At 62.0% G+C, this 297-nt stretch carries 1 protein-coding gene; it reads right to left on the bottom strand.

The window, feature by feature from the left end:
- Positions 1-100: 100 nt before the first annotated feature.
- The coding region (locus Q4528_RS13395; protein ID WP_303522007.1) for a head-tail connector protein at positions 101-297 on the bottom strand (197 nt) is incomplete at its 5' end.

Genomic DNA, 297 nt, shown 5'->3' with positions numbered 1-297 from the left:
CCCGTCGGGTTGCCATAGGCATCGATTGCAACGTCATCGCCCGCAGCCTCTGAAGGTCTGCGTTCGAAAACCGCCCGATCGGAAAACTCCCCGGCCTTCATCAGACAAAACACCGATACGGGGCCAGCATTTCGCGCGCCATCGTCGGCACCCCGTCGCCACCGCTCTCTGCGCCCGCCTCGCGATAATGAAAGAAGCTGGCAACCATCAAACGCACCGCGCCTTTGACACCTTCGGGCCATCCATCAGGAAAGTCCGCAGCCATGTCGCGGCGCAGATACGCCCCCACATGAGCCT

Origin of the sequence: Staphylococcus pasteuri (assembly GCF_030547725.1) — a bacterium.
GTDB classification, from domain to species: domain Bacteria; phylum Bacillota; class Bacilli; order Staphylococcales; family Staphylococcaceae; genus Staphylococcus; species Staphylococcus pasteuri.
The sequence above is the reverse complement of the archived record's forward strand: the minus strand, read 5'-3'. Positions and strand labels throughout refer to the sequence as shown.